We start from the raw sequence: 21,486 nt of genomic DNA, 5'->3' as shown, positions 1-21,486 counted from the left end.
CAAGCACTTGCTAGGTAGTGTCGACTCATGACCGAGCCCGCCAGCCAGATCCCGGCGCCCCTCACCGGCGACCAGCTCACCGCCGACTCGACGCCGGTGGCCTACGAGGTCGCCGACGGTGTCGCGTACGTGACGCTCAACCGCCCCGACTTCCGGAACGCGCAGAACTCGGTGATGACGTACTCGCTCGACGCCGCCTTCGTGCGCGCGGTCGACGACAACGCGGTGAAGGTGATCGTGCTGCGTGCGAACGGTAAACACTTCTCGGCGGGCCACGACATCGGGACCCCCGAGCGCGACTTCCACGTGCAGTACCCGAACACCGCCTCGCTCTACTGGGACCACACCGACCGCAGCGGGGGCGACCAGCGACTCGCCCGCGAGATCGAGGTCTACGTCGGCATGTGTCGTCGATGGCGCGAGATCCCGAAGCCGATGATCGCCCAGGTCCACGGCGCCTGCATCGCCGGCGGCCTCATGCTGGCCTGGGTGTGCGACTTCATCGTCGCCTCCGACGACGCCTTCTTCTCCGATCCCGTGGTGCGGATGGGCATCCCGGGCGTCGAGTACTTCGCCCACGCCTTCGTCCTCGGCCCGCGTCGGGCCAAGGAACTGCTGTTCACCGGCGAGCGGTTCGCGGCGGCGCAGGCACAGGAGTGGGGCATGGTCAACCACGTCGTGGCCCGAGACGAACTGCAGGACAAGGTGAACGAGATCTCCGCCCGAATCGTCGAGATGCCGCAGCTCGGCTTGGCGCTGGCCAAGAAGGCCGTCAACATCTGCGAGGACCAGATGGGTCTGCGCACCTCGATGGACTCGGTGTTCGGCTGGCACCACTTCGCACACAGCGCCAACGCCGAGGCGGCCGGCGGCGACTCCCTCGGCGGGATGGACGCGAAATCGATGAAGGCCAGCGCCGGTGGGACGAGTGCGGGCGGGACCGCCTGATGGACCTCACCTTCGACGACGACACCGAGTCCTTCCGCACCGAGGTCCGTTCCTGGCTGGCGGCGAACGTGCCGAGCTCCCCACTGCCGTCGATGGATTCGGCGGAGGGGTTCGAGGCCCACCGGGAGTGGGAACGGACCATGGCCGACGCGCGCATGTCCGTGGTGAGTTGGCCACAGGAGTTCGGCGGACGCGATGTCGGTCTGCTGCACTGGGTGGTCTTCGAGGAGGAGTACTACCGCAGCGGCGCCCCCGGACGGGTCAGCCAGAACGGCATCTTCCTGCTCGCCCCCACTCTTTTCGAGCACGCCCATCCCGACCAGCTCGCCCGGATCATGCCGCGGATGGCGCGGGCCGACGACATCTGGGGGCAGGCGTGGAGCGAACCGGAATCCGGGAGTGACCTCGCGTCGCTGCGGTCGACGGCCGTCCGCACCGACGGCGGTTGGCTGCTCAGCGGGCAGAAGACGTGGAGCTCACGCTCCAGTTTCGCCGACTGTGGATTCGGACTGTTCCGCAGCGATCCGGAGTCGTCCCGCCACAAGGGTCTCACCTACTTCATGTTCGACCTGCGCGCCGACGGGGTGACCGTTCGGCCGATCAACCAGCTCGACGGCGAGCCCGGTTTCGCGGAACTGTTCCTTGACAACGTGTTCGTCCCCGACGACCCGGATCGCCCGGGGGACTCAGGTGTGATCGGCGAGGTGGACAACGGATGGCGGATCGCGATGAGCACCGCGGCGAACGAACGCGGACTGTCGCTGCGCTCCCCCGGCCGATTCCTGGCGACCACCGACCGACTGCTGGCGCTGTGGGCCCGGGCGGACAAGAACGGTACGTCCGGCGATGCTCTCGGTGCGCGGGTCGCCGACGCCTGGATCGGAGCCCGCGCCTACGAGTTGTCGACCTACGCGACGGTCAGCCGTCTCGCCGAGGGCGGGCAACTCGGTATGGAGTCGTCGATCAACAAGGTCTTCTGGTCGGAGTGGGACATCGCCACGCATGAGACCGCGTTGGACCTGCTCGGCACCGACGCCGAGATCGCCGGCCCCACACCCGACGATTCGACGGGCGGATGGATGGACGGTTTCCTGTTCTCGCTGTCCGGCCCGATCTACGCCGGCACCAACGAGATCCAACGCAATGTCATCGCCGAGCGTCTGCTCGGACTACCCCGGGGCGACCGATGAGATTCCTGCTCGAGTCCGAGCACACCGACCTCGCGGACAGCATCGACTCGATGCTGACGCGCGCCGACCTGCCCGCGGTCGTGCGGTCGTGGAACGACGGGGACCGCGGCCCGGGGCTCGCGGTGTGGGCGCGACTCGCCGACACCGGCGTGACGGCCCTGCTGATCGACGAGGCGTCCGGCGGGTTCGGCGCCGGTGCACTCGAGATGGTGGTCGCCGCCGAGCAACTCGGCAGGCACTGCGTCCCCGGTCCGGTCGCCGAGACCATCGGCGCGGTACCCACCCTGCTCACCGCCACCGACCGCACCGACCTCCTCGAGGCGTTGGCCTCGGGCGAGCTGGCCACGCTGGCGATCCCCGACGACGTCCCCTACGCCGCCGACAGCGACGCCGCGACGCACCGACTGCTTCTCGACGGGACCACCCTGAGCGCGGGTGACGTGGTGAGCACCCACGCCTCGGTCGACCGGGCCCGCACGGTGTCGGTGCTCGCCCCCGCCGACACGGTCGCCACCGACCTCGACGGCACGGCGGCGTTCGACCACGGCGCGCTGGCCACCGCCGCGCAACTGCTCGGTCTGGCCTCACAGATGCTGGCGATGTCCGGTGCGTACGCGATCACACGCACCCAGTTCGGCCGTCCGATCGGATCCTTTCAGGCCATCAAGCACCACCTCGCCGACGTGGCCATCGCCGTCGAGATGGCGCGTCCGCTGGTCCATGGGGCCGCACTCGCGCTCGACGGCTCGGTGCCCGCGGGCGGCGACGCCTCGCGCGACGTGTCGGCGGCCAAGGTCGCGGCGGGCCAGGCCGCGTACCTCGCATCGCGCGTCGGACTGCAGACCCTCGGCGCGATCGGCTACACCCAGGAGCACGACCTGTCGCTGTACCTGACCAAGACGCGCGCCCTGCTCACCGCGTGGGGCACCCCGGCACTGCACCGCGCCCGCGTCCTGCGGTCGGTCACCGCGCACGTGGGGGCCCCGTGAGCTCCCCTGTGATCACCTCGCCCGGCATCGACACCGAGGACCAGGCGGACCTGCGGGGTGCGGTGCGCGACGTGCTGCGCCGCCACGGCGACTCTGCCGCGCTGCGGTCGGCGATGGCCGCGACCCCGCGCTACGACCGGACGCTGTGGAGTGCGTTGGCCGAACAGATCGGTGTCGCCGCACTGGCCATCCCGGAACGCTTCGGTGGCGTGGACGCGTCGCTGATGGAATCCCACGTCGTGCTCGAGGAACTCGGCCGGACGTTGAGCCCGGTGCCCATGCTCGGGTCGGCCGTCCTGTCGGCACAGGCGGTGCTGCTCTCCCGCGACGACGAGGCGTGTCAACGGGTGCTCCCCGCGATCGCGGCCGGCGAATCCATCGCCGCACTCTGCTGGGCGGATGCGGCGGGCTGGGACGACCCGGGGGTGCGCGCCGACGGTGGACTTCTCACCGGCACCGCGCATTACGTGCTCGACGCCGAGTACGCGGACGTGTTGATCGTCGTCGCGCGATCCGGCGGACACGTGACCCTGCACGAGGTGTCCCCGGACGCCGACGGTGTGGTCGTGACCGCGCTGCCCACGATGGACCCCACCCGGCCGCTGTCGTCGGTGAGCTTCGACGAGACCCCGTCGCAGACGATCGCCGCTCCGGCCGACCTCCTGGCCCGGCTGCGGACCGTCGCGGCGGTCGCGCTGTCGGCCGAGCAGGTCGGCGCCGCGCGCGCGGTGCTCGATCAGACCGTGGACCACACCTCGTCGCGCAGACAGTTCGGACGGGTGATCGGTTCCTTCCAGGCCCTCAAACACCGGATGGCCGACATGTACGCATTCACCGAGACCGCGCGGTCGATCTCCTATGCGGCGGCGGGGGCGCTCGTGGCCGACGATCCCGACGCCGTCGAACTGGCCGCCGCCGCACGCGTCTATTGCTCGCAGATGAGCGCCTCGGTCGCGGGCGAGGCGGTCCAGCTGCACGGGGGCATCGGCATCACCTGGGAGCACGACGTACAGCTGTACTTCAAGAGAACCCACGGCGCCGCACAGCTGTTCGGTCAACCGTCGGCATCGATGGACTCACTGGCGCATGCCGCCGGTCTCTGACCGCGGGCGGTCCCGCGTCGCGGTGCGAGCTCATGCCCGCGGTGGGTGGGCGTACCCGACCGGGGTACTACCATCCCTCTGATGAATGACCGCTCGAGGATGCGTGGCGGCCCCGCTGGAAATTATCTCGATCCGGCGAGCGTCAGCCCCGTGTTGAAGACGACTCTCGAGCTCGCCGCCACAGCGGCCGGGTATCCCGTCGCGATCCTGCACATCCTCGACGACGAGAAACAACACGTCCTCGCCGCGTACGGCGTCGACGGGCTGGTCGGGACCGTCACCGACCGCCAGTCCACGACGTGCAGGGAAGTCGTCGACACCGGACGGCCGCTGGTGATCACCGATGCATCCGAACCCGGGATCGATCCGTCGCTCACCGCTCCGCTCGTCGCGGCAGGCATGCGTACCTACGTGGGGGTACCGCTGTTCAGTCGTGAACACACCCCCATCGGCACCCTGTGCATGACCGACACCATCGGGCACGACATCGGCGCCGAGGACGTGCAGATCGTGCAGAAGTACGCCCAGATCCTGCAGGAACAACTCGAGTTGCAGCGCGACCGGACCGTCACCACAGACGCGTACTCGATCGAGGAGATCGTCGACGCCATGTCGCGCGACGAGATCCGGCCGTGGTTCCAGGCCATCGTCGATCCGCGTACCCGACGGACCCACGGGTACGAGGCGCTGTGCCGGTGGCTACACCCGACCGACGGTGTCCTGAGTCCGGCGCGGTTTCTGCCCACGGTCCGCAGCACTGACATCATGCTCGACCTCGACCTGCAGGTTCTGCGTCAGGCCATGGCGATGATGCTCGAACACGACACCACCACCGACGAGCCGGCCGTCCTGCACGCCAACATCGACGGCGCACATCTCATCCGGCCGCAGCGGATCGACATGCTCACCGCGGTGATCACCGAGAGCGACTTCCCCGCCTGTCGATTGCGCATCGAACTCATCGAGTCGGCCACCCTGGACGACACGGTCGCTGCACAGGCGATCTCGATGCTGCGGACGATCGGCGCACAGATCGTCATCGACGACGTCGGCCGCGGCTGGTCGTCGCTGAGTCGGATGGTGACATGGCCCATCGACGGGTTCAAGATCGACGCATCGCTGACGTCCGGTCTCGGCACGCGGGTCGTCGACCACCTGTTGACCGGTCTCATCGAACACGCGGACGCCAACGATCTGGTGGTGATCGCCGAGGGCATCGAGACCCCCGAGCAGGTCCGCTCGCTGGTGGCGTTGCAGTGTCCGCTCGCGCAGGGGTATCACTTCCAGGTGCCTCAGCCCGACCCGCGCCCGGCCTAGGCACCGCACCGGCCCATCAGGCCTGGGGCACCAAGCCCTCGAACTCGGCATCCACCATCTCGTCGCCGAGACCGAAGTCGGCGAGTGAATAGCGATGCGCCGGTTTGCGATCCCCGGATCTGCTCTCGGCGTCCATGGCGGTCATCGCCCCGCGTGCGTCATCGGTGAACGGCGCGCCCAGCGCGGCGTACACGCGTTCGACCGTTCCGATCGGGTCGTCGCGGAGTTCGGTGAAGTCGACGTCGACGAACTGGTCCGGGTTGTATCGCGCCCGCGCCTCGGTGAACCGACGCAACCCACGGGACCACAGTTCGAGCTGCGTCTGGCCGACCTTCTCGCCCACGAACGTCGTCGACCACCCGTCAGTCGCGCTCTGCGCCAACGAACACATCGACCCGATGATGGTCCGCGGCGGCCGATGGGTCTGGATGATCAACGCGTCGGGGTACACCGACATCAACTCGTCGAGGGCGAACAGGTGGCTGGGGTTCTTCAGCACCCATCGCTTGCCCGGGTCGTTGAGACCGATGAGCTGAAGGTTCTTGCGATGCCGCGCATAGGCGTTCGTCCAGTCCTGCTGGGCGAGCCACCGTGAGTACGACGGCAGGTAGGCCAGCGATTCGTACGAGATCGATTTCATCGTCTGCCGGAGCAGCTGCCAGCACTCCTCGACGTCGTCGGCGCTCATGTAGTGCAGGCCCATGAACTCCGGGTTGTCGACGTGGTGCTGCTCGAGACCGCTGTTGATCTGCTGGAAAACAGGATTGGCCTCCCAGGTGTCCCGCGGGGGCCGGGGCTGCGGGAACTCGGCCAACCACATCTCGAGGCCCTGATGCGCGGGATCGGCCGTCAGCAGGCGGTGCAGCGCGGTGGTCCCGGTCCGCGGGAGGCCGGTGACGAAGACGGGGCGGTCGACGGCGACGTCGGCGTACGCCGGGTTGGCCTTCCACGACGCCTCGCTGAGCAGTCGCGCGACCAACGCCCCGCGGAGGAAGAACCGGAACATCTTGCTGCCCAGCTCGGTCAGACCGGCCTCACCGGCGTAGGAGTCGAGCAGTACCTCGAGCCCCTCGGTGTAGTCGTCGGCACCGAAGTCGTCCAGGCCGCACGCCTTGGTCGCCGACGCGTGGAGATCGGCGACCGTTCCGACGCTGGTGCGTCCTGTCATGGGAGAACTCCTTCTGGTGACCGGCTCGATCAGTTGTGGTACTCGCCGCAGTTGACGTCGAGCGTCTGCCCCGTGATCGCACTGGCCCACGGTGACGCGAGAAACACCACCGCACGGGCGATCTCGTCGGGCTCGGGCAGTCGCTTCAGATCGGATCTCGCCGCGGTCTGTGCATACACGTCATCGGCACTGATCTCGTACTTCTTCGCGACCTCACCGAAGTACCACTTCAGTTGGTCGTCCCAGATGTAGCCCGGCAGAATGCTGTTCACGCGGATGCCCTGGTCACCGAGCTCGGTCGCCAGCGACTCCGACATCGCCAGCAGAGCCGCCTTGGCGAGCTTGTAGCTGCCGTAGCGCGGCTCGGAGTGCCGGACCACCATCGAGTTGATCATCACGATCGAGCCGTCCGAGGCGGCCAACGCCTCGGTGAACGCCTTGGTCATGCGCAGGCCGCCGAGGATGGTCAGGTCGAGGCTGGAGCTGATGTGGGCGAAATCGGTTCGGGCCAAGGGCTTCATCGACGGCAGCGCGAACGCGTTGTTGACCAGGGCGTCGACACGTCCGTAGGCGGTCAGCGCCGCATCGACGAGCCGGTCGACGTCGGCGTCGACGGTGATGTCGGTGGGGACGACGATCGCGTTCCCCCCGGCCGCGGTGATCTCGTCGGCCACCGCACGCAGTCGCTCCTCGGTGCGCGCCGCCAGCACCACCGAGGCCCCTGCGGCCGCGGCCTGCAGGCAGATCGACCGGCCGAGTCCCGGCCCGACCCCGCCGACCACGACGACCTTGTCGGCCAGCAGCGGTCCCGAGGTCACCGGGGCCGTCATCCGAGCATCCTCTGCGCGAACGCCCGCTGCCGCGTGGCGATCCGCATCCGCCACCCGGCGTCGTCGATGCGGTTGTGGTCGAGGTGCGGGAGGTGCTGCGCCACATCGTCGAACGGCACGACCACGGCGGTCGGGCCGTCCTTCGGTTCGACGGGCGCGGCGACCCGCTGCCAGCGGAACTGCATGATGCCGTGGGTGCGCCCGGTGGTCTCGATCCAGTTCGCCACGTGCGGATCGCGACGGGAGACGACCATCCGGATGAGTCCGTCCGGATCGACCTGTGCCTGCGCGGTGTTCAGACTCGTCTGGTGGTGCACGTAGTCCAGCGAGATGTACCACATGCTGCCGAGCTGGAAACCCTGATACGGCGCATCGGATCTCGGCACGGTGATGATCATGGCCTCGTCGTCGGCGAGGTCGAAGTGGCCGACCGAGGAGTACTGCGTCGACAGTCCGCCCGGGGTGAGTCGGGGTTCGGTGAAGGTGTTCACCGGCTTGTCGAGGTAGAACCACTTGGGGAAGTTGAACCACGTGTTGATGCGCGAGAGCAGCATCTTGCCCGCGACGCGGTAGCGCTTGGTCAGCACGTCGAGATTTGGTTCGTCGGCTGGTGTCCCGACGGTGTCGGTGCGCTCGATGGTGATCGAGCCCTTGCGTTCGGTGCTCCAGTCGCTGAACACCTCGCGCACGGCGAGGGTGGTGGCGCCGTCGGCGAGGACGAAATAGTTCGGACCGGGATCGTCGCGGGGCGGACCGAAGCGCACTCGGAACGACCCGTCGGGGTCGATGTCGAGACGGCGGTCGTCGAACGCGTCGTCGCCGCCGGGCACCTTGTCCGGGTTGTAGTCCCCGGTGATCACCTGGAAGCTCAGATCGGTTGTGCTGCCGCGTACCCCGGTGACCAGGTACTCGGCGCCGGCCTCGAGGTCGGCGCTGTAGTAGAGGGTGTCCGGGTTGTCGAGACCCATCTTCGTGTACGGGCCGGTCGACGTCGCGAAGAACGGGTGGGTCTTGGCGCGGGCCCAGGCGAGTTGCATCACGGCGTGCACGCTCTGCCCGAGGTAGCTGTACCCCTCGGCGAGGTCGATGTCGGAACGGATGAATTCTGCGGATGCGATCAGGCGCTCGGCCTCGGCGATCGCCGCGGTCAGCGGGGCGGTGATGTCGGCGACCGTGGTGGGCGGGGTATGCGCCTGGGTGCCCGAGATGTCGCTGCTCACAGCCATGTGTCGCCTCCGGTCCAGGTGAGGAAGTCGTCGAGTTCGGCCTGGGCGGGTGTGACCCGCGGATGCTCGGTGGACAGGTACCCGCCGCGGTAGAACAGCAGCGGCTTGTCCTGCAGCATCTCGCCGAGTGTCGAGACGCGCCCGATGACGATGAGGTGATCGCCGCCGTCCTCGACGCGTTCGACGGTGCACTCGGCCCACGTGATGGACCGTTTGATGACCGGGAGACCGGACGGCGAGGGGTCCCACTCGATGGCGGCGAACTTGTCGGTGCCGGGGGCACCGAAGGTCGCACTGACGTCCTGCTGATGGTTGGAGAGGATGTTCACGCAGAAGTTGCCCGCGGCCTCGATGATCTTCCAACTGCGCGAGGTCTTCTGGGGACAGAACAGGACCAGGGGCGGGTCGAGCGACAGTGCCGCGAACGACTGGCAGGCGAAGCCGGCCGGCGACCCCTCGGCGTCGAGGGTGGTGATGACCGTGACGCCGGTGCAGAACTGGCCCATGGCCGTGCGGAACTGGCGCGAGTCGAAATCCGTCGTCCCACTCGAGACGTAGGCCATGTCAGTTCGTGAAGCCGATGGTGAAGTCATGACCCCAGAGACTGACCGCGGTGCTCTCGCGAGCCACCCATTCCTCGTCGGCGACGGTGCGCCCCTCGCAACCGAATTCGATGTCGAAGCCACCGGGGGTCTTCATGTAGAACGACAGCATCAGGTCGTTGACGTGCCGACCCAGCGTCGCCGACATCGGCACCTTCTTGCGCAGTGCCCGGTCGTGCGCGAGACCCACGTCGTCGTAGTTCTCGACCTCGACCATCAGGTGCACGATGCCGGTGTCGTTCGGGATCGGCAGGAACGCCAGGCTGTGATGGCGCGGGTTGCAGCCGAAGAAGCGCAGCCACGGCGGGTCATCGCCTTCCTCGCGGCCGACCACCTGCGGGGGCAGACGCATCGAGTCGCGGAGGCGGAACCCGAGGACGTCGCGGTAGAAGTTCAGCGATGCCTCGTCGTCGTCGGTGGTCAGCACGACGTGACCGAGACCCTGCTCACCGGTGACGAACTTGTGCCCGTAGGGGCTGACGACGCGTCGATGTTGCAGGGCCACACCGTGGAACGCCTCGAGCACGTTTCCGGTGGGGTCTTCGAACACGATCATCTCGACGACCTGCCGGTCCACCAGCTCCTCGTCCTTCGCCTCGCGGAAGACGACGCCGGCATCGGACAGACGGTCGCGGACCTGCTGCAGCGCAGCGGCGTTGGAACACTCCCACCCCGACGACGCGAGGTGGTCGCGGTCGCTGGGCACGATGACCAGACGCGCGGGGAAGTCGTCCATGCGGAGGTAGAGCGCCCCCTCGGTGACGCCCTTGCCCTCGACCATGCCGAGCACTTTCAGACCGTATTCCCGCCAGGCCGCCATGTCGGTGGCCTCGATACGCATGTATCCGAGTGATCTGATCGGTGAGGAATCGGTTGCGACCGAAGCCATCTCGCCGGGGTCCTTTCGTCGCTGATGAGCGGGTCGGAGTGCTTCTCGGTCGAGAGCACTCAGACCATGGTGTCACCGATGGGGATGCCGAACTCGCCGTTGGCGAAGGCCTGGTAGGCGCGCTCGGCGTCGTTGGCGGCGTGCACGCGGCCGGCGTGCGCGTCACGCCAGAAGCGCTGCAGCGGTTGATCGCTGTCGAGGGCGCGCGCACCGGCGGCCTCGAAGAGACGGTCGATCGCCGAGATCGACCGTGACGACGCGCGCACCTGATCGCGGCGAGCACGCAGGCGGAGTTCCATCGGGACCTCTTTGCCGGCCAGGATGAGGTCGTACTCGTCCTGGACGTTTCCCGAGAGTTGGCGCCACGCGGCGTCGATGTCGCTGGCGGCCTCGGCGATCCGCACCTTGCCGAACGGGTCGTCCTTGGCCTTCTCGCCGGCGTAGGCGGCGCGGACGCGCTTGCCCTGCGCCTCGACGTGGGCGGCGTAGGCGCCGTAGCCCATGCCGACGACCGGCGTCGAGATGACGGTGGGATGGATGGTGCCCCAGGGCATCTTGTAGACGGGAGCGGTGTTGACCTCGAGGCCGGGCGACGTGCCGGTGGCCATGGCCCGGAAGCTGAGCATGCGGTGCGACGGGACGAACGCGTCCTTGATCACCAGTGTGTTCGAGCCGGTGCCCTTGAGTCCGGAGACGTGCCAGACGTCGCGGATCTCGTAGTCGCTGCGCGGCAGCAGGTAGCTGACGAAGTCGACGGGCTTGCCGTTCTTGAACACCGGTCCACCGACGAACGTCCAGTCCGCGTGGTCGCAACCGGACGACCAGTGCCACTCACCGTTGACCTTGTATCCGCCGTCGACGACCTCGCCCATACCCATCGGGGCGTAGGACGATCCGATGCGCGTACTGGGATCCTTGCCCCAGACCTCTTCCTGGGCCTGCTGCGGGAACAGGGCGAGGTGCCAGTTGTGGATACCGAGGATCGACGAGACCCACCCGGTGGATCCGCACGCGCTCGCGATGCGACGGACGGCCTCGTAGTAGGTCACCGGATCGACCTCGTAGCCACCCCACTGGGCGGGCTGCACCAGCTTGAAGAAGCCGACCTCGTCGAGGCTCGCAATGGTCTCGACCGGGATGCGACGCTGGTCCTCGCACTCCTGCGCACGCTTCTCGAGTTCGGGAAGCAGGGCGCTGATCCTGTCGAGGACCTCGGTGCCGACCTCGCTGCGCTGTGACATGTGCGTAACTCCCAATCCGTCGCTCTGGTGGAACGTGTTCCGATCAAGACTAGAACACGTTCTCATTTATGTCGAGGCCAGCGCGTTTACCGATGGCAAACGCCGCAAAACCGCCCTACAGCTGGCGTCTCAACACCCATTTCTGTAACGTGTTCTAGTACGTATCGCGTCGAGGATCCCTGCCCGGATCGCTCGATCTCCAGGAGGTCATCAGATGTCAGACAAGCACGACGACGGCGTTGCAGTCCGGGAAATCGACACCGGGACCCCGCCAACCCGTTTCGCGCGCGGCTGGCACTGCATCGGCCTGGCCGATGAGTACCGCGACGGCACACCCCATGCGATCGATGCGTTCGGGACCAAGTTGGTGGTCTGGGCGGATGCCGAGACCGGCGACGTGAGCATTCTCGACGCATACTGCCGACACATGGGCGGCGACCTGTCCAAGGGCAGCGTCAAGGACGGCAACATCGCGTGCCCGTTCCACGACTGGCGCTGGAAGGGCAACGGTCGGTGCGCGGGCGTGCCCTACGCCAAGCGCGCACCCAAGCTGGCCAAGACCAGGTCGTGGCCGACGATGGTCCGCAGCGGGCAGCTCTTCGTCTACAACGACCCCGAGGGCAATCCCCCGCCGGAGGACGTGGTGATCCCCGTCGTCGAGGAGTGGGGCACCGACGAATGGACCGACTGGACCTGGAACCGCATCGTCATCGAGGGCTCCAACTGCCGCGAGATCATCGACAACGTCGTCGACATGGCGCACTTCTTCTACATCCACTACGCCCTGCCGGACTTCTTCAAGAACGTCTTCGAGGGTGAGACCGCCGCGCAGTACATGAACTCGCGTGGCCGGCCCGACATCGAGATGACGTCGGCGTACGGGGACAGCTACCTCAAGTCGATCGCCGCGTACTACGGCCCGGCGTACATGCTCAACCCGATGCACCAGACCTATGGCGGCTACGCGATCGAGACGATCCTGACCAACTGCCACTACCCCATCGACAACAACTCGTTCGTGTTGATGTTCGGCGTGATGGCGAAGAAGCCGGAGGGTCTGTCGGAGAAGCAGGCCCAGGGCATGGCGCGCAAGATCTCCGAGGGTGTCGAGGTCGGTTTCCTGCAGGACGTGGAGATCTGGAAGCACAAGAGCCGCATCGACAACCCGCTGCTCGTGGAGGAGGACGGTCCCGTCTACCAGCTGCGCCGGTGGTACGAGCAGTTCTACGTCGACGTCGCCGACGTGACCGAGGAGATGACCGGTCGCTACGAGTACGAGATCGACACCGAGAAAGCCCTGGAGAACTGGGGCGTCGAGATCGAGGACAACCTGCGTCGCAAGGCCGCCGGTGAGGACACCGACTCCGATGTCGCCGCCGAGACCGCGAAACTCAAGGCCACCAACGACGCCGCGAAGGTCTGATCGTCGATGACCAGCGCCGTCGACAAACCGAAGGGCTGGGCCAAGGCGCCGGACTTCGGTGACGACCCACAGCGACTGCACTCCGTGCGCTCGGCCACCGAGCGCGACCGGACGCACTACCTGCGGGGCGGGATGCGGGAGATCGAGTGCCGCGCCTGTCACGCCTGTGTGCTGGTGAAGAAGACCAGCGAGTTCCAGACCAGCGTGCAGTGGAACGCCGATGCCCGCGAACAGTGCAACGAGCTGACGCGCGTCCGGGCCGAGGGCGGCAACCCGGCGATGACGCCGACGTGTTCGCGGCTGTCGGCCAGCATCGATCACGGGGTGAGCGAGGGGATCATCCCGCCGCACGGTCCGGACACCGACCCCGACGGGTATTTCTGAGAGTCCGACGAGTTCATCGCGATTACTTTCGCCCGACGCCCGGGTCAGACACAGTGACCTGACACCGCGCGAGAGGACCATTGCGATGACCGACTACTCCGCCCCGCTGGGCGCGCCCATCTGGATGGATCTGATGAGCAGCGACCCGGCCGGCGCCGCCGAGTTCTACCGGGCGATCTTCGGATGGGAGGTCGAGGAACCGCCGCGCGAGGAGTTCGGCGGGTACCAGAACTTCACCGTCCGCGGCCACCGCGTCGCCGGGCTGAGCCCGTACATGGAGGGCGCGGGCGCCCCGCCGAACATCTGGTCGGTGTATCTGCACACCGCCGACGCCGAGGCCACCGCCGCCGCGGCCATCGAGGCGGGCGGCACCGTGATCGTCCCGCCGATGGCCGTCGGACCCGAGGGCACGATGCTCCTCCTCACCGACACCGCCGGTGCGGCGATCGGGTTCTGGCAGCCGAACGCGCACACCGGTTTCGCGGAGTGGGGTGTGCACGGTGCGCCCTACTGGTTCGACTGCCTGAGCAAGGACTACGCGGCATCGCGCGCGTTCTATCCGCTGGTGACCGGGGCCCGCCTCGAGGAGGTCGGGACCGGTGGCGCCGACGGCCCGGGACCGGACTTCTACTCGCAGGTGTTCAACGGCGAGATGAGCTACTCCGGGATCATGAACGCATCGACGATGCTGCCTCCCGAGGCGCCGTCGTTCTGGCAGATGTACGTCACCGTCGACGATGTCGCGGCGACCGTGGACCAGGTGAGGTCGTTGGGCGGCTCGGTGCTGATGCCCGGCGAGGACACCCCGTACGGAACCCTGGCGTCGGTCAAGGACCCCTTCGGCGCCGTGTTCAACCTCGGTCACCCACCCGCCGGAATGTAGCTGCCCGCCTCTTTCCGGAAATGTGCGGTTCCGGTGACCGTTTCCGCAGGTCGCGCTCGCCGAAACCGCACATTTTCGCCGGGTGGAACTGAACTCGGCCGCGACGGGTCCAACTCGACATGGATGAACTCCCCGACGGCCCCGCGGCGACCTCAGACCTACTCGGGCTGATGACGCAGTACCGGATGCGTACCGAGTATCGACGCGTCCTCCGCGGGGTATGGGTGCGATCCGATCTCGAGCCCGACTTCGCGATGATGGGTCGCGCGGCGGCGGTCGCCTATCCCTACGGCGTCCTCTGCGGCTGGTCTGCAGCAGAACTGTGGGGCAACCCGTACCGACCCGCGGACGCCCTCCCGGAGATCATCGTCCCCGTCAACGGGCGACAGCACGACGGAGTGGCCGTTCGACGCGTTCAACTCGACGACAGTCAATGGACCACCGTCGACGACATCCGGTGCACAACACTCGAGCGAACCGCCATCGACCTCGGGCGCTTCAACCACCGCGAAGATGCCGTCGCCGCGCTCGACGCGATGACCCGCCGGCACCCTGACTTGCCTGAACTCGTGCGGTCGGAGTTGCGAACGTGGGAGAACCACTGGGGTATCGGCAAGGCACACCGTGCGCTCGCCGCGGTCGACCGCAATTCGGAGTCGCCCTGGGAGACACGAATGCGCCTGTGGCTCAGCGACGCCGGGCTCACCGGTTTCGTATTGCAATGGGAGGTGTTCGGCGGTCGGTATCGACTCGACATCGCGTGGCCACGGTTCAAGGTCGCTTGCGAATACGACGGTGAGCATCACCGAGACGCCAAGCAACATGCATACGACGTCGGCCGGTGGAACGATCTCCGTACAGACGGCTGGATCCTTCTCCCCGCCGTGGCGCGGACACTCACGCGCGGTCGCGACGCGTACATCGCGCAGGTTCGACACGCGCTCCTGTCGCGCGGGTGGCAGCCAGCGGCAGCCTGACTCCCGGAAATGTGTGGTTCCGGCGACCAAAACACCAGGTGGCCGTCACCGAAACCACACATTTCCGGGTGGCGGGGGTCAGACCCCGGCGTTGGCGTTCTGCTTTTTCAGCAACTCGAGGGCGATGTCGATGAGCTGGTCCTCCTGGCCGCCCACCAGCTTTCGGGCGCCGGCCTCGAGGAGGATGTCGGCGGCCGACACCCCGTACTTCTCGGCGTGGCCCTCGGCGTGCTTGAGGAACGAGCTGTAGCAGCCCGCGTAGCCCATCATCATCGACGGACGATCGACCAGACACTCCGACGGCATCACCGGACGCACCACGTCCTGCGCGGCGTCGGCGATCTTCATGAAGTCGACGCCGGTGGTGATGCCGAGCTTGTCGCAGACCCCGACGAACGCCTCGACCGGCGTGTTGCCCGCGCCGGCGCCGAACCGTCGGACCGAGCCGTCGATCTGCTGGGCACCCGCACGGACGGCGGCGATCGAGTTGGCGACCGCGATGTCGAGGTTCTCGTGACCGTGGAACCCGACCTGGGCGTCGTCCCCGAGCTCGGCGACCACCGCGGCCACCCGATCCGACACCTGCTCGAGCACCAGTGCGCCGGCGGAGTCGACGACGTACACGCACTGACACCCCGCGTCGGCCTGGATGCGGGCCTGCTTCGCGAGCACCTCCGGCGGCTGGCTGTGCGACATCATCAGGAACCCGACGGTCTCCAACCCGAGCTCACGGGCCAGCCCGAAGTGCTGGATGGAGACATCGGCCTCGGTGCAGTGGGTGGCGATGCGGCAGATCGACGCGCCGTTGTCCTGAGCGGCACGGATGTCGTCCTTCACGCCCAGTCCGGGCAGCATCAGGAACGCGATCTTCGCCGACGTCGCCGTCTCCACCGCTGCTCGGATCAGCTGCTGCTCCGGGGTCTTGGAGAAGCCGTAGTTGAACGACGAGCCTCCGAGGCCGTCACCGTGGGTCACCTCGATGACCGGCACCCCGGCGCCGTCGAGAGCACCGACGATGTTGCGGACGTCGTCGGTGGTGAACTGGTGACGCTTGTGGTGGCTGCCGTCGCGCAGCGACGAATCGGTGATGCGGATGTCGAGGGTGTCGCTGTACTTTCGCGCACCGGCCATCAGATCAGCTCTGTCTGCGAACACGATTCACACTCCCAGTTTCTGCTTGGCCAGCTCTTCGCCGACCTTGGTGGCCGCCGCGGTCATGATGTCGAGGTTGCCCGCGTAGGGCGGCAGGAAGTCCCCCGCGCCTTCGACCTCCACGAAGATCGACACGCGCGCCATGCCACCGTTGATGACGCTCGGCGGATCGAACTGCGGATCCTGCAGCAGCCGGTATCCGGGGACGTACTGCTGGATCTCTTTCTCCCGCTTGTGGATCGACTCGGCGATCGCGTCGGTGTCCGCGTCCTCTGGGATGGCGCAGAAGATGGTGTCGCGCATGATCATCGGCGGGTCGGCCGGGTTCAGGATGATGATCGCCTTGCCGCGATCGGCACCACCGATCGACACCACACCCGCCGACGTCGTCTTGGTGAACTCGTCGATGTTGGCGCGGGTGCCGGGCCCGGCCGACACCGACGCGACCGAGGCGACGATCTCGGCGTAGCTCACCGGCACCACCGACGACACCGCGTGCACCATCGGGATGGTGGCCTGGCCGCCGCAGGTGATCATGTTCGTGTTCGGTGCCGACAGGTGCTCGCGCAGGTTCGCCGGTGGCACGACCGCCGGCCCGACCGCGGCCGGGGTGAGGTCGATGGCGGTGATCCCGGCCGCCTCGTAACGCGGCGCGTACTCGCGGTGAACGTAGGCCGAGGTCGCCTCGAAGATGAAGTCCGGCTTCTCCGATGAGTTCAGGAGCTCCTCGGCACCGCCGGACATCGTGATCAACCCGTGGTCGGCGGCGCGCTTCATGCCCTCGGAGTCGGCGTCGATACCGACCATCCAGCGCGGTGCGATGTACTCCGACCGCTCCAGCTTGTACATCAGGTCGGTACCGATGTTGCCCGATCCGATGATCGCGGCGGTGACCTTGCCTGTCACGGGTGACTCCTCAACTCGAACGGCGATACATGACGAAAATCAGGTGAGATCCGCTGTCTAGACGAAATCAAGGGTGACACTTCCCAATCCGGCGAAGTCGGCGACGAAGTGGTCACCCGATCGGATGTCGATGGCGCGGGTGGCGGTGCCGGGCAGGATCACGTCGCCTGCCTTCAGTCGCACGCCGAAGCCATCGACCTTGCGCGCCAACCACGACACCGCAGTGAGCGGGTGGCCCAGCACCGCCGACGAATTGCCCTTGGCGATGACCTCGCCGTTGCGCGTCAGCTCGGCGTCGATGTCGCCGGTGTCGATGTCGGCGATCGCGACACGCTGCTCTCCGAGCACCCATCCGCACGACGATGCGTTGTCGGCGATGGTGTCGCAGAGGGTGATCTTCCAGTCGCGGATGCGGGAGTCGATGAGCTCGATGGACGGCACCACCCACTCGACCGCGTCGATCACGTCCTCATTGGTGCAGCCCTCGCCGGGGAGGTCCTTGCCGAGGATGAAGCCGACCTCCACCTCGACCCGCGGGAAGCAGAAGCGGGCCGCGTCGATGGGGGTGTTCTCGAAGTACTGCATGGTGTCGAGGAGGTGGCCGTAGTCCGGCTCGTCGACACCCATCATCTTCTGCATCGCCTCCGACGCCAGACCCACCTTGTGCCCGGCGACGACCGCTCCGGCGTCGAGGCGACGCCGGATGTTGATCAGCTGGATCTCGTAGGCGTCGACGACGTCGAGCGCGTCGTAGCGGGCCGTCGGCGGATCGACCGCGGTGGCCGTGGACTCGGCGTCGGCCAGCGCATCGGCGATCTCCTGCCGAAGCTTTCCGGAGACGGTCATCGTCGACACCTCTCGTATGTGAACGTGTTGTCGTTCTCGCCCACCAGCGAGCCTGGTGGGCATGCGCGGACCTGGTATAGCCTGCAGACAAAGCAATTCTATAACGTGTTCTAGATTTGTGGGAACGGGCATCGGCGCTCCGATGACCGCCACCATCGCAGGGCCGCACAACGAAGGGGCGAGCATGACCACCACGGACCACCTGGACAGCGAGTACGACGTCGTCGTCGTCGGCGCAGGCGGAGCAGGGATGAGCGCCGCGATCACGGCGGCGTCCCAGGGCCTGAAGACCGTCATCATCGAGAAGTCCGCGTACTGGGGCGGCTCGACCTCACGCTCCGGCGGCGGCGTGTGGATCCCGAACAACTCGGTCCTCGAGCGCGACGGCGTCAAGGACGACCCGGAGGCCGCCCGCACCTACGTCCGCTCCATCGTCGGCGACGTGGTGGCTCCCGAGCGCATCGACGCCTACATCGACAACGGCCCGAAGGTCCTCGACTTCCTCTCCGAGTACGCGCCCCTGGATCTGGAGTGGGTGAAGAACTACTCCGACTACTACCCCGAGGCTCCCGGTGGGCGGGTCGGCGGACGCTCGTGCGAGCCCCGGCCGTTCGACGCCAAGAAGCTGGGCGCCGATTTCGCGAACCTGCACCCGCAGTACACCAAGGCCCCGTTGGGCGTCGTGGTGAAGCAGTCCGATTACCGCTGGCTGTCGACCGGCCTGCGGCACTGGCGCGGGCCGCTGAAGATCATGCAGGTCGGTCTGCGGATGATCTGGGGCCGAGTGACGCGCAAGCACCTGATCGGCATGGGCGCCGCCCTGATGGGCGAGCTGCTGCTCGGCGTCCGCAAACTCGGTGTGCCACTGCTTCTCAAGACCGGCCTCACCGATCTGGTGACCGAGAACGGACGCGTCGTCGGGGTGACCGTCGACGTAGACGGCACCACGAAGACCATCCGCGCCCGCAAGGGTGTGATCCTGGCGTGCGGCGGTTTCGAGCACAACGAGGAGATGCGCAAGAAGTACCAGCGCGAACCGATCGGCACCGAGTGGACGACCGGCGCCCCCAGCAACACCGGCGACGGCATCAACGCGGGCATCAAGATCGGTGCCGCGGTGAGCTTCATGGAGGACTCCTGGTGGGGTCCGACGATCATGCTGCCGCGTGGCCCGTGGTTCGCCCTCGCCGAGCGCTCGTTGCCGTGTTCGTTCATGGTCAACACCCGCGGCGAGCGCTTCATGAACGAGTCGTTGCCCTACGTCGAGGCCGTGCACCAGATGTTCGGCGGGGAGTTCGGCCAGGGCGAGGGCCCCGGCGCCAACATCCCGGCGTGGTTGGTCTTCGACCAGACCTACCGTGACCGCTACATGTTCGCCTCCGTCTCGGGCCGACAGCCGTTGCCCGGCAAATGGTTCAAGACCGGTGCCGTACTCAAGGCCGAGTCGCTGGAGAGCCTGGCAGAGAAGATGGAGGTGCCGGCCGACGCACTCGTGGCGACCGCCGAGCGCTTCAACGGGTTCGCACGCAACGGATCCGACGAGGACTTCGGGCGCGGCGTCAGCAAGTACGACCACTACTACGGCGACATCACCAACAAGCCCAACCCCAGCCTGGGCGAGCTGACGAAGGCGCCGTACTACGCGGTGAAGATGTTCCCCGGCGACCTCGGCACCAAGGGCGGTATCAACACCGATGTCGCCGGACGCGCTCTGCGCGAGGACGGTTCGATCATCGAGGGCCTCTACGCGGCCGGCAACACCAGCAGCCCGGTCATGGGACACACCTACGCCGGACCGGGCGCGACCATCGGACCCGCCATGGTGTTCGGCTACCTCGCCGCCATGGACATCGCGGCGAACGACACCGTGTCGGCCGGGTCGGATCGGCAGGCCGGCTGATGCCGATTGATCCGTCGATCGCGGTCGGGGCGGATCTCGGCGAGTCGACGTTCGCGTGGTCGGCGTCGAACGTGGCGTTGTACAACCTCGGCGTCGGTGCCGCAGCGGATCCCCTCGACGTCGAGGGGTTGCGCTACGTCCATGACACCGCCCCGAAGGTGTTGCCCACCTTCGGCACCGTGGCCGAGAGCTTCGAGGCCACCGAGGCCCCGACCGTCTCCTTCCCCGGCATCGAGATCGATCTGGCGAAGGTGGTGCACGGCAGCCAGCAGGTGACCACGCACCGTCCGATCCCGCCGAGCGGCACGGGCACGACCCGATCGCAGATCGCGGAGGTGCAGGACAAGGGGTCCGCGGCCGTCGTCATCACCGAGACGCAGACATTCGACTCGGACGGCGAACTCCTGTGGACCACACGGTCGTCGATCTTCGCCAAGGGCGAGGGCGGCTTCGGCGGGGAGCGCGGCACGTCGGATCGCGTGGCGTATCCCGACCGCGATCCCGACGCCGTCATCACCGTCGCGACCCGTCCTAATCAGGCTCTGCTCTACCGCCTGTGCGGCGACCGCAACCCGCTGCACTCCGATCCGGCCTTCGCCTCCGCCGCCGGTTTCCCGGCACCGATCCTGCACGGACTGTGTAGCTACGGGACGGTCTGCCGGGCGATCACCGACGAACTCCTCGGCGGTGACACCGACGCTGTGGCCGGGTTCGGCGCGAAGTTCGCGGGGGTGTTCTTCCCGGGTGAGACGTTCCGGATCTCGGTCTGGGACACCGGCACCGACCTGGTGGCCACCGCCACCGCAGCCGAGCGGGACGACGCTCCCGTACTGGGCAACGTGGTCCTGACCCGGCGTTAGTCCTTTTTGTGCGTGGCGAGGAAGCCGTCCACGGCGGCCCGTGCGATGGCCTCGTAGTCGAAGGTCGGCAGCGTGCTGAGCCGGCCCATCGCCAGCGGCCCGATGATGAGGGCCATCGCGGTGATCCGATCAACCTGTCCGAGTAGTGCGACCGCGTCCGGGCTCGACAGGACCTCGTCGAAGGGCCGCAGGTACTGGTCGGCCACCCGTTCACGCAATGTCCGCTGCTCGACGCGCTCGGGCGCCTCACCGGGCGCGCCGTACGTCTCGGCGAGATCGGCGCCCAGCGACAGCCATGCGAGGAACGTCGTCGAGGCGGGCACCTCCGCGAACAAGCGGGCCTGCGACAGGGCCAGGGCCGTGAGCCGATCGCGTACCGAACCCGTGGCCGGCGGTACCGGGGCAGCCGGGATCACGACCTGGAAAGCAGCCGCGACCACCTCGGTCGTCGAGGCGAAATGACGGTAGAACGTGGCTCGCGACACCTCTGCGTCCCCGATCACCGAATCCACGGTGACCGCGGACGGCCCGGCGGCGCGGAGCAGGTCTGCCGCAGCCGCGACCACCTTGGCACGCGATTGCGCGGGACGGGGATCGTTACGGCGCACCCGGTCGTCGTCGGTCACGAAACGCAACCTACCGCGCACGAGAC

The 21,486-nt window shown here is 67.4% G+C and carries 21 protein-coding genes; 11 read left to right on the top strand and 10 right to left on the bottom strand.

Going from position 1 to position 21,486, the window contains the following annotated elements:
- Nucleotides 1-27: 27 nt before the first annotated feature.
- The 5 genes from JHC79_RS08100 to JHC79_RS08080 all read left to right on the top strand — a co-directional run bounded on the left by JHC79_RS08100 (nt 28) and on the right by JHC79_RS08080 (nt 5,547).
- The gene (locus JHC79_RS08100) at nt 28-948 is read left to right on the top strand and encodes an enoyl-CoA hydratase (protein WP_296389651.1); all 921 of its coding nucleotides are present in this window, start codon (nt 28-30) and stop codon (nt 946-948) included.
- Nucleotides 948-2,138 carry an acyl-CoA dehydrogenase family protein gene (locus JHC79_RS08095; protein WP_296389650.1) on the top strand — a complete coding sequence of 397 codons (1,191 nt, stop codon included), beginning with the start codon at nt 948-950 and terminating at the stop codon, nt 2,136-2,138. The genes JHC79_RS08100 and JHC79_RS08095 overlap by 1 nt, the downstream gene beginning before the upstream one ends.
- On the top strand, nt 2,135-3,127 hold the full coding sequence (locus JHC79_RS08090; protein ID WP_296389649.1) for an acyl-CoA dehydrogenase family protein: 993 nt from the start codon (nt 2,135-2,137) through the stop codon (nt 3,125-3,127). The genes JHC79_RS08095 and JHC79_RS08090 overlap by 4 nt, the downstream gene beginning before the upstream one ends.
- Nucleotides 3,124-4,230: an acyl-CoA dehydrogenase family protein gene (locus JHC79_RS08085; RefSeq protein ID WP_296389648.1), complete on the top strand. Its 1,107-nt coding sequence runs from the start codon at nt 3,124-3,126 to the stop codon at nt 4,228-4,230. Before JHC79_RS08090 ends, JHC79_RS08085 begins: the two co-directional genes overlap by 4 nt.
- Nucleotides 4,231-4,311: 81 nt before the next feature.
- Nucleotides 4,312-5,547 carry an EAL domain-containing protein gene (locus JHC79_RS08080; RefSeq protein ID WP_296389647.1) on the top strand — a complete coding sequence of 412 codons (1,236 nt, stop codon included), beginning with the start codon at nt 4,312-4,314 and terminating at the stop codon, nt 5,545-5,547.
- 16 nt (nt 5,548-5,563) lie between these two features.
- Here the strand turns inward: JHC79_RS08080 and JHC79_RS08075 are convergent, their stop codons facing one another.
- Genes JHC79_RS08075 through hsaA form a run of 6 tightly spaced genes read right to left on the bottom strand, consistent with a single transcriptional unit; the run spans nt 5,564 to nt 11,503 of the window.
- The gene (locus JHC79_RS08075; protein ID WP_296389646.1) at nt 5,564-6,715 is read right to left on the bottom strand and encodes a sulfotransferase; all 1,152 of its coding nucleotides are present in this window, start codon (nt 6,713-6,715) and stop codon (nt 5,564-5,566) included.
- Between the two features lie 29 nt (nt 6,716-6,744).
- Nucleotides 6,745-7,545: an SDR family oxidoreductase gene (locus JHC79_RS08070; protein WP_296389645.1), complete on the bottom strand. Its 801-nt coding sequence runs from the start codon at nt 7,543-7,545 to the stop codon at nt 6,745-6,747.
- Entirely contained in the window at nt 7,542-8,771 is a 1,230-nt protein-coding gene (locus JHC79_RS08065) for a hypothetical protein (protein WP_296389644.1), read from the bottom strand. Before JHC79_RS08065 ends, JHC79_RS08070 begins: the two co-directional genes overlap by 4 nt.
- Nucleotides 8,762-9,334 carry a 3-hydroxy-9,10-secoandrosta-1,3,5(10)-triene-9,17-dione monooxygenase reductase subunit gene (hsaB, locus tag JHC79_RS08060; protein ID WP_296389643.1) on the bottom strand — a complete coding sequence of 191 codons (573 nt, stop codon included), beginning with the start codon at nt 9,332-9,334 and terminating at the stop codon, nt 8,762-8,764. Before hsaB ends, JHC79_RS08065 begins: the two co-directional genes overlap by 10 nt.
- Nucleotide 9,335: 1 nt before the next feature.
- On the bottom strand, nt 9,336-10,262 hold the full coding sequence (gene hsaC, locus JHC79_RS08055; protein WP_296389642.1) for an iron-dependent extradiol dioxygenase HsaC: 927 nt from the start codon (nt 10,260-10,262) through the stop codon (nt 9,336-9,338).
- Nucleotides 10,263-10,321: 59 nt separating this feature from the next.
- The gene (gene hsaA, locus JHC79_RS08050) at nt 10,322-11,503 is read right to left on the bottom strand and encodes a 3-hydroxy-9,10-secoandrosta-1,3,5(10)-triene-9,17-dione monooxygenase oxygenase subunit (protein WP_296389641.1); all 1,182 of its coding nucleotides are present in this window, start codon (nt 11,501-11,503) and stop codon (nt 10,322-10,324) included.
- A gap of 214 nt (nt 11,504-11,717) precedes the next feature.
- Between hsaA and JHC79_RS08045 the strand changes: the two genes are divergently transcribed.
- The 4 genes from JHC79_RS08045 (at nt 11,718) to JHC79_RS08030 (ending at nt 15,170) form a co-directional block, all read left to right on the top strand.
- Entirely contained in the window at nt 11,718-12,926 is a 1,209-nt protein-coding gene (locus JHC79_RS08045) for a Rieske 2Fe-2S domain-containing protein (protein ID WP_296389640.1), read from the top strand.
- A gap of 6 nt (nt 12,927-12,932) precedes the next feature.
- A complete protein-coding gene (locus JHC79_RS08040) occupies nt 12,933-13,310 on the top strand; it encodes a hypothetical protein (RefSeq protein WP_296389639.1) in 378 nt (125 codons plus the stop codon).
- An 85-nt stretch (nt 13,311-13,395) separates the two neighbouring features.
- Nucleotides 13,396-14,193 carry a VOC family protein gene (locus tag JHC79_RS08035; protein ID WP_296389638.1) on the top strand — a complete coding sequence of 266 codons (798 nt, stop codon included), beginning with the start codon at nt 13,396-13,398 and terminating at the stop codon, nt 14,191-14,193.
- A 119-nt stretch (nt 14,194-14,312) separates the two neighbouring features.
- A complete protein-coding gene (locus JHC79_RS08030) occupies nt 14,313-15,170 on the top strand; it encodes a hypothetical protein (RefSeq protein WP_296389637.1) in 858 nt (285 codons plus the stop codon).
- Nucleotides 15,171-15,248: 78 nt separating this feature from the next.
- Here JHC79_RS08030 and dmpG read toward each other — a convergent pair whose 3' ends face one another.
- The 3 genes from dmpG to JHC79_RS08015 are packed head-to-tail and all read right to left on the bottom strand — an operon-like array spanning nt 15,249 to nt 18,074.
- The gene (dmpG, locus tag JHC79_RS08025) at nt 15,249-16,301 is read right to left on the bottom strand and encodes a 4-hydroxy-2-oxovalerate aldolase (RefSeq protein ID WP_296389636.1); all 1,053 of its coding nucleotides are present in this window, start codon (nt 16,299-16,301) and stop codon (nt 15,249-15,251) included.
- Between the two features lie 27 nt (nt 16,302-16,328).
- Complete coding sequence (locus tag JHC79_RS08020) at nt 16,329-17,228, bottom strand: acetaldehyde dehydrogenase (acetylating) (protein WP_296389635.1); 900 nt, start codon at nt 17,226-17,228, stop codon at nt 16,329-16,331.
- 57 nt (nt 17,229-17,285) lie between these two features.
- Nucleotides 17,286-18,074 (bottom strand): 2-keto-4-pentenoate hydratase, encoded by a 789-nt coding sequence (locus JHC79_RS08015; protein WP_296389634.1) that lies wholly within the window; start codon nt 18,072-18,074, stop codon nt 17,286-17,288.
- Nucleotides 18,075-18,258: 184 nt separating this feature from the next.
- On the opposite strand from JHC79_RS08015, the gene kstD reads away from it, so the two are divergent.
- Nucleotides 18,259-19,974, top strand: coding sequence for a 3-oxosteroid 1-dehydrogenase (kstD, locus tag JHC79_RS08010; RefSeq protein WP_296389633.1), 1,716 nt, complete (start codon nt 18,259-18,261; stop codon nt 19,972-19,974).
- Complete coding sequence (locus JHC79_RS08005) at nt 19,974-20,834, top strand: MaoC/PaaZ C-terminal domain-containing protein (protein WP_296389632.1); 861 nt, start codon at nt 19,974-19,976, stop codon at nt 20,832-20,834. Before kstD ends, JHC79_RS08005 begins: the two co-directional genes overlap by 1 nt.
- Here JHC79_RS08005 and JHC79_RS08000 read toward each other — a convergent pair.
- Nucleotides 20,831-21,460: a TetR/AcrR family transcriptional regulator gene (locus JHC79_RS08000; protein ID WP_296389631.1), complete on the bottom strand. Its 630-nt coding sequence runs from the start codon at nt 21,458-21,460 to the stop codon at nt 20,831-20,833. The two genes, JHC79_RS08005 and JHC79_RS08000, sit on opposite strands and share 4 nt — an antisense overlap.
- Between the last annotated feature and the right edge of the window lie 26 nt (nt 21,461-21,486).

Origin of the sequence: Williamsia sp., assembly GCF_016462415.1 — a bacterium.
Taxonomy (GTDB): domain Bacteria; phylum Actinomycetota; class Actinomycetes; order Mycobacteriales; family Mycobacteriaceae; genus Williamsia_A.
Note: the sequence above shows the minus strand (reverse complement) of the source record. Positions and strands in the feature narration are given on the sequence as shown.